This window comes from Methylocystis sp. (assembly GCF_051061225.1).
Classification (GTDB): domain Bacteria; phylum Pseudomonadota; class Alphaproteobacteria; order Rhizobiales; family Beijerinckiaceae; genus Methylocystis.
The window spans coordinates 1-6,029 of record NZ_JBPFEB010000017.1 but is presented as its reverse complement, the minus strand read 5'-3'; the positions used below and the strand labels follow the sequence as shown (position 1 = coordinate 6,029).

6 protein-coding genes and 1 pseudogene are annotated in these 6,029 nt (G+C 67.7%); 5 read left to right on the top strand and 2 right to left on the bottom strand.

The genetic code is table 11. From position 1 onward, the window contains the following. The first annotated feature begins 125 nt into the window (after nucleotides 1–125). From ACR652_RS03935 to ACR652_RS03920, 4 genes are all read left to right on the top strand, one after another. The gene (locus tag ACR652_RS03935) at nucleotides 126–1,325 is read left to right on the top strand and encodes an aspartate aminotransferase family protein (protein ID WP_434505217.1); all 1,200 of its coding nucleotides are present in this window, start codon (nucleotides 126–128) and stop codon (nucleotides 1,323–1,325) included. Beyond that, nucleotides 1,322–2,266 carry an ornithine carbamoyltransferase gene (gene argF, locus ACR652_RS03930; protein ID WP_434505216.1) on the top strand — a complete coding sequence of 315 codons (945 nt, stop codon included), beginning with the start codon at nucleotides 1,322–1,324 and terminating at the stop codon, nucleotides 2,264–2,266. The genes ACR652_RS03935 and argF overlap by 4 nt, the downstream gene beginning before the upstream one ends. Next, the gene (locus ACR652_RS03925; RefSeq protein WP_434505215.1) at nucleotides 2,266–3,222 is read left to right on the top strand and encodes an Hsp33 family molecular chaperone; all 957 of its coding nucleotides are present in this window, start codon (nucleotides 2,266–2,268) and stop codon (nucleotides 3,220–3,222) included. The genes argF and ACR652_RS03925 overlap by 1 nt, the downstream gene beginning before the upstream one ends. Before the next feature lie 170 nt (nucleotides 3,223–3,392). Then, the gene (locus ACR652_RS03920) at nucleotides 3,393–3,518 is read left to right on the top strand and encodes a hypothetical protein (RefSeq protein ID WP_434505214.1); all 126 of its coding nucleotides are present in this window, start codon (nucleotides 3,393–3,395) and stop codon (nucleotides 3,516–3,518) included. Between the two features lie 99 nt (nucleotides 3,519–3,617). Here the strand turns inward: ACR652_RS03920 and ACR652_RS03915 are convergent, their stop codons facing one another. Then, nucleotides 3,618–4,409: a quinoprotein dehydrogenase-associated SoxYZ-like carrier gene (locus ACR652_RS03915; protein WP_434505213.1), complete on the bottom strand. Its 792-nt coding sequence runs from the start codon at nucleotides 4,407–4,409 to the stop codon at nucleotides 3,618–3,620. A 61-nt stretch (nucleotides 4,410–4,470) separates the two neighbouring features. Next, nucleotides 4,471–5,406 carry a quinoprotein relay system zinc metallohydrolase 2 gene (locus tag ACR652_RS03910; RefSeq protein WP_434505212.1) on the bottom strand — a complete coding sequence of 312 codons (936 nt, stop codon included), beginning with the start codon at nucleotides 5,404–5,406 and terminating at the stop codon, nucleotides 4,471–4,473. A gap of 287 nt (nucleotides 5,407–5,693) precedes the next feature. On the opposite strand from ACR652_RS03910, the pseudogene ACR652_RS03905 reads away from it, so the two are divergent. Further along, a pseudogene (locus ACR652_RS03905) lies at nucleotides 5,694–6,029 on the top strand (PQQ-dependent dehydrogenase, methanol/ethanol family); the annotation flags it as partial.

Below are 6,029 nucleotides of genomic sequence, written 5' to 3'. Positions count from 1 at the left end.
GAATGTTTCCATCTGAGAGATGCCGCCCCCGAAGGGCGGCACTTTGATTTTCAGACCCTCGCCGCGCGGTCCCGCGCTGTGCTGCGGCGCCGGCGAGCAGGGTCTCTCCGAAGGAGTCGCCAGAGGTGGTTTCGGCGCTGTTTCCGACTTATGCGCGGGCCGATCTCGCTTTCGAGCGGGGAGAGGGCGCTTGGCTCGCAGCCAGCGACGGCGAGCGCTATCTCGACTTCGGCGCCGGCGTCGCGGTCAATTCGCTCGGCCATGGCCATCCGCACCTCGTCGGCGCGCTGACCGCCGCCGCGGTGAAGCCCTGGCATGTCTCCAATCTGTTCCAGATTCCGGAGGCCGAGCGCCTCGCCCGCCGCCTCGTCCAGGCGACTTTCGCCGATCTCGTCTTCTTCACCAATTCGGGCGCCGAGGCGGTCGAATGCGCGATCAAGACGGCGCGGAAATTCCACGCCGTGGAAGGACGGCCGGAGCGCTATCGGCTCATCACTTTCGAGGGCGCCTTCCACGGCCGCACGCTGGCGACGATCGCCGCCGGCGGCAATCCCAAATATCTCGACGGCTTCGGGCCGCCGGTCGAGGGCTTCGACCAGGTTCCCTTCGCCGATCTTGACGCGGTCGAGGCGGCCATCACCGAGGAAACCGCCGGCGTCCTGCTGGAGCCGGTGCAGGGCGAGGGCGGCTTGCGCGCCTTTCCCGCCGATTTCCTGCGCAAGCTGCGCGCCCTCTGCGACGCGCGCGGGCTGCTGCTCGTGCTCGACGAGGTTCAGTGCGGGGTCGGCCGCACCGGCAGGTTTCTGGCCATCGAACATGCCGGCGTGACGCCGGATATCGCGGCGCTCGCAAAGGGGCTCGGCGGCGGTTTCCCGCTGGGGGCCTGTCTCGCCACCCATGAGGCGGCGAAGGGCATGACGCTCGGAACCCATGGCTCGACCTTCGGCGGCAATCCGCTCGCCGCGTCCATTGGCGGCGCCGTGCTCGACGTGGTGCTGGCCGAGGGCTTTCTGGCGCGCGTCGCCTCGCTCGGCGCGCTGTTTCGCCAGCGCCTGGCCGAGCTCGAGGACCGCCACAGGGGCGTGATCGAGACCGTTCGCGGCGAAGGACTCATGCTGGGCATAAAGACGCGCGGACCCAATGGCGACTTCGCCGCCGCGGCGCGCGCCGAGGGGCTCCTCACCGTTCTCGCGGGCGACAATGTCGTACGGCTGTTGCCGCCGCTCGTCATTGACGAGAGCCATATCGCCGAGGCGGCGACGCGCCTCGACCGGGCCTGCGCGCGTCTTTCCGCGCCGGCCAAAGAGCCAGGAGCGGCCTCATGACCGCGCATTCCATGACCAGGCCGCGCCACTTCCTCGATCTTTCGGATTTTTCGCACGCCGAGCTGCGGCACATCCTCGATCTGGCGAAATCGCTGAAGGCGAAGCGCGTGAAGGGCCTGCCGCCCGTCGAGCGCCCGCTCGCCGGCAAATATCTCGCCATGATCTTCGACAAGCCGTCGACGCGCACCCGCGTCTCCTTCGACATCGCCATGCGCGATCTCGGCGGCGAGTCGATCATGCTCACGGGCGGCGAGATGCAGCTCGGCCGCGGCGAGACGATCGCCGACACGGCGCGCGTCCTGTCGCGCTTCGCCGACGCGGTGATGATCCGCATCCTGTCGCACGCCGATCTCGTGGAGCTGGCGCGCTTCGCCACCATTCCGGTCATCAATGGCCTGACCAAGCTGTCGCATCCCTGCCAGATCATGGCCGATCTGCTCACCTTCGAGGAGCGGCTCGGCGCGATCGAGGGCCGCACCGTCGCCTGGGTAGGCGACTCCAACAATGTGCTGGCGAGCTGGGCGCACGCCGCCGCGCGCTTCGGCTTCACCATCAATGTGGCGACGCCCGGCGAGCTGGCGCCGCCGCAGAGCCTTCTCGATTGGGCGAAGGCCGAGGGCGCGGCGATGAACGTCACGCGCGATCCCTATGAGGCGGTCGCGGGCGCCGACGCCGTGATCACCGACTGCTGGGTCTCCATGGGCGACGCCGACGAGGACTTCCGCCGCCGGGTTCTCGCGCCATATCAGGTGAATGCGCAGCTCATGCGCGCCGCCGCCAGGGACGCCGTCTTCATGCATTGCCTGCCCGCACATCGCGGCGAGGAAGTCACCGACGAGGTGATGGACGGACCGCAGTCGGTCGTCTTCGACGAGGCCGAGAACCGGCTGCACGCGCAGAAGGGCGTGCTCGCCTGGTGTCTGGCGCCGGGGATCGATTGATGCAGGAGGGGCCAAGCCGGCTGGTTTCGGGCGAGGCGCGCGACGACCGCGTCACCCCTTTCGCGGTCGAAGCCCTCGATCTGCGCGGGCGGCTGGTCCGCCTGGGCGCGACCGTCGACGCCATCATCGGCCATTACGACTATCCCCCGCAGGTGGCGCGGCTGCTGGGCGAGGCCATCGCGCTCGCGGCGCTGCTGGGCTCGATCCTCGAGTCGCATGGGCGCTTCCAGTTGCAGACGCGCAGCGACGGTCCCGTGGACATGCTGGTCGTCGACTATGACGCGCCGGGCAAGCTGCGCGGCTTCGCGCGTTTCGACGCGGCGCGGCTCGCCGAAGTGACCGATCCCGCTCCCGCGGCGCTGCTTGGGCGCGGCCATCTCGCGCTCACCATCGAGCGCGAGGAGGACGCCGCCCGTTATCAGGGCGTCGTGCCGCTGGAAGGCGAGAGCCTCGCCGAAGCCGCCCATATGTATTTCCGCCAGTCGGAGCAGATTCCCTCCTTCGTGCGCCTCGCGGTGGCGGAGCTGGTGACGCCGCAGGGCCGAAGCTGGCGGGCCGGCGGGCTGCTGCTGCAATATCTGCCGGTCGCGGGCTCGCGTGTTCGCGAACTGCCGCCGGGCGACGCGCCCGAAGGCTCCGCGGCCGCGGAGGAAGAAGACGACGCCTGGACCGAAGGTCAGGCGCTCGCCGCAACGCTCGAAGATCACGAGCTGGTCGATCCGTCGCTCTCCGGCGAACGGCTGCTGTTCCGGCTCTTTCACGAGCGGGGCGTGAAAGTGTTCCCGGAGCGCGCGCTCGCCGAATTCTGCCGCTGCTCCACCGAGCGCATCGACAGGCTGCTGAAGAGCTTTACCGCGCAGGAGCGCGCCGACATGGTCGGCGACGACGGCCGCATCGGCGTGACCTGCGAGTTCTGCGCCACGTTCCGCAGTTTCGATCCCGCCGACTTCGCCTGAGCATTGGCGGTAACGCGCGCTTCACCACGCGCGCGGACAACCGCCCGCGTGGAAAAGACGCCCCGCCGTCGCCTAAAATTGAAACCAAACTCCCTGCCGCGCGTTAAGGAGTTGCGCGCCACCGTCAACGAGCGCGCCGGGCAGGACTGCGTGGCTTGGGAGTGAGTGACATGGCGTTGGTCAGAAAAGTGCGGGACGAGGCGCCCGCGTTCGAAAGAGTGGCCTGCGTGACGGCGATTTGCGCCCTGGCCTCTCTGCCTCTCGCCTTCTGCGCGGCGGTGACAATTCTGGGCTGACGTCAGCGTCGCCCCGACCCCTGATCATCCGCCGGGCTCCTCGCAACAAAAGTGCTGAGCCGGGCGGCGTGAGCGGGGCCGGGATGGCGCCGCGCCTCCTCAGGAGGCGTCGGCGATTGGCCATTCGGCCTTGAAAGAGCCGCCCTGATTGTCATGAGCGACGACGCGCAGCGTCTTCGCGCCATTGGGGGCGTAGGTGAAGCGGAAGTTCGGGTCTTCCGAGAGGGAAATTCCGCCCTCCATCCTGAAGATCAGATCATCCCCCTGCCAGACCTCGACGGCGTCGACATAATGCGCGGGCGTATAGGCCCGCGTGATCTGATCCATCTGCAAACCCGAGTTGTTCGGATGGCGGATCATGATCTGCGCCTCGCGCTTGCCAGCGACGGCGCTCTTGAACTCGCGATATTTCATCTTGCCGAGATTGGCCCTGGCCTCATCGGGGTCCTTGCCGGCGGGCGCCGAACAGCCGCCGGAGGCCTTCACGAATTTCACCTCCGACACGAGCTTTCCGTCCCGCGTCTCGGCCACGGCGTGGACGTTGGTGTAGGAATTCACCCGCACCCGCGTCTCGATGAAATTGACCCCGGCCTTGTCGCCGAAGGTGAAATTCGCCGCCATGGGCATGGGATTCTGGTCGATGACGAGAGACGCTCCCTTCACCCGGGCGGGGTCTGAAAAGCGCATGGTCATGGGGACGATCGCGGCGTCCTCGGCGCGCATCGGCGCTTCGAGCGAGACGGTTCCGTCCGCCTTGGCGATTTCGCGTCCCTGAAACAGATCGGTGACGAGCCCCGGCCACGGGTCGGGCGCAGGGTCGGCGAAAGCGGCGGTCGCGGCGAGACCTGCGAGCAGGGCGCCGAAGGCGGCCGCGCGAAACTGTGTCGGCATTTGGTTTCCTCCGGTTTGGGCCGAGTCTAGCCGAGGGCGACCGCGCAAGGGAGCGACAAAGTCACGGCCCCTCCCACTCCAGCTCCGCGAATCCGGCCGTGGCGTTGCGGGCGTTGTAGTCCTCGAAGAGGCGCCACTTGCCGCGTTCCTCGCTTCCGGCCGTCGCGGCCGCCTCCTTCACGCTTTCGCCCTTCTTGATCGCGGCGCGCAGATCGGCCGTCAGCCGGGTGAGATAGGCGCGCTCGTCGTCGAGCGCCTTTGGCCAGGGCGCGACCACCGGCCCATGGCCCGGCGTCACGCGCTCGGCCTTGATCGACGCGAGCTCGTCGGCGACCTCCAGAAAGCCGAGCAGACTCCCGTCCACCACCGGCACATGCTGAAGGAAGAGCAGATCGCCGGCAAAGAGCGAGCCGGTCTTTTTATCGAGCACGGTCAGGTCCGCCTCGCTGTGCGCCGTGCGCCAGGCCTGCAAGTCGAGCTCCCGGCCGCCGAGGTCGAGGGTCAGCCTGTCGGCGACGGTCAGGGTCGGCGGCACGATGGTCACGCCGTCGAGCGCGTCGCCCATGGTCGCGCGGAAGGATGCGAGATAATGGTCGCCGCGCGAGGCGAGCGCGCGGGGGAGGTTTTTGTGGCCGACGAAGGTCACGCCCGGCCCGACGAAGGCGCCGTTCCCAAACACGTGGTCCGGATGGGCGTGGGTGTTGATGACGTAGCGGATCGGCTTTTGCGTCCTTTCGCGCAGCGCCGCCAGAAAGGCCCTGCCCTGGGCGAGGCTGCCGCCCGTGTCGACCACGGCGACCGCCTCATCCCCGATGATCGCCCCCAGATTGGCGATTCCGCCGAGATTGTCGCGCGTCATCAGCGCCGTCTCGCCCTGATGGGCAAGGACGCCCGGGGCGATTTCAACCAGTCCGAAGGGCGTCTGCGCCCCTGCGCCAGAGGGTGGCGAAAGGGTGGCGCCGGCGAGCGCCAGAAGCAGGCAAAAATAGCGTAACATGTTGATGGCCCTTGGAGCTTCGGCGACGCGGCCAGGAATGCCAACGCCTCCGTTTTTTGCGATTGCGATTCCCCCGGTCAAGACATATTATCCCGCCGTTTCCGAGTTAAAAGACGCCTCCCGGACGGGAACCGGGAGCAGCCTGAGGCCGCAGGCGGATTCGCACGCGCGGCTCGGGTTCAAAACGGAAAACGCCTTCCCAATGTCGAGGCGCCCTTTTGAGAGGCGCGACGTCGGAGGCGGCGCAACAATAAGGCGCCCCGCGGCGTCGTCAGGAGGAAAAGCTCATGCATAAGCTTTTGTTGTCGACTTCTGTTGGAATTCTCGCGCTGGTTGCAGCCGGGGCGGCGCACGCCGACGACGAGCTGCTGACGCTGTCGAAGGACCCGAAGCAGTGGGTCTCGCCGACCGGCGACTATTATAATCAGCGTCACTCGGCCCTGAAGCAGATCACCGCCGACAACGTTGGCAAACTGGCGCCGGCCTGGCAGTTCTCGACGGGCGTTCTGCGCGGCCACGAGGGCGCGCCGCTGGTTGTCGGCGACGTGATGTATCTGCACACGCCGTTCCCCAACATCGTCTATGCGCTCGACCTGAAGGATCCGTCCCATCAGATCCTCTGG

Bases quoted from the DNA above. Each gene is read 5' to 3' on its own strand.
- argF (WP_434505216.1), top strand. From the start codon at position 1,322: ATGACCGCGCATTCCATGACCAGGCCGCGCCACTTCCTCGATCTTTCG.
- ACR652_RS03925 (WP_434505215.1), top strand. From the start codon at position 2,266: ATGCAGGAGGGGCCAAGCCGGCTGGTTTCGGGCGAGGCGCGCGACGAC.
- ACR652_RS03920 (WP_434505214.1), top strand. From the start codon at position 3,393: ATGGCGTTGGTCAGAAAAGTGCGGGACGAGGCGCCCGCGTTCGAAAGA.
- ACR652_RS03915 (WP_434505213.1), bottom strand. From the start codon at position 4,409: ATGCCGACACAGTTTCGCGCGGCCGCCTTCGGCGCCCTGCTCGCAGGT.
- ACR652_RS03910 (WP_434505212.1), bottom strand. From the start codon at position 5,406: ATGTTACGCTATTTTTGCCTGCTTCTGGCGCTCGCCGGCGCCACCCTT.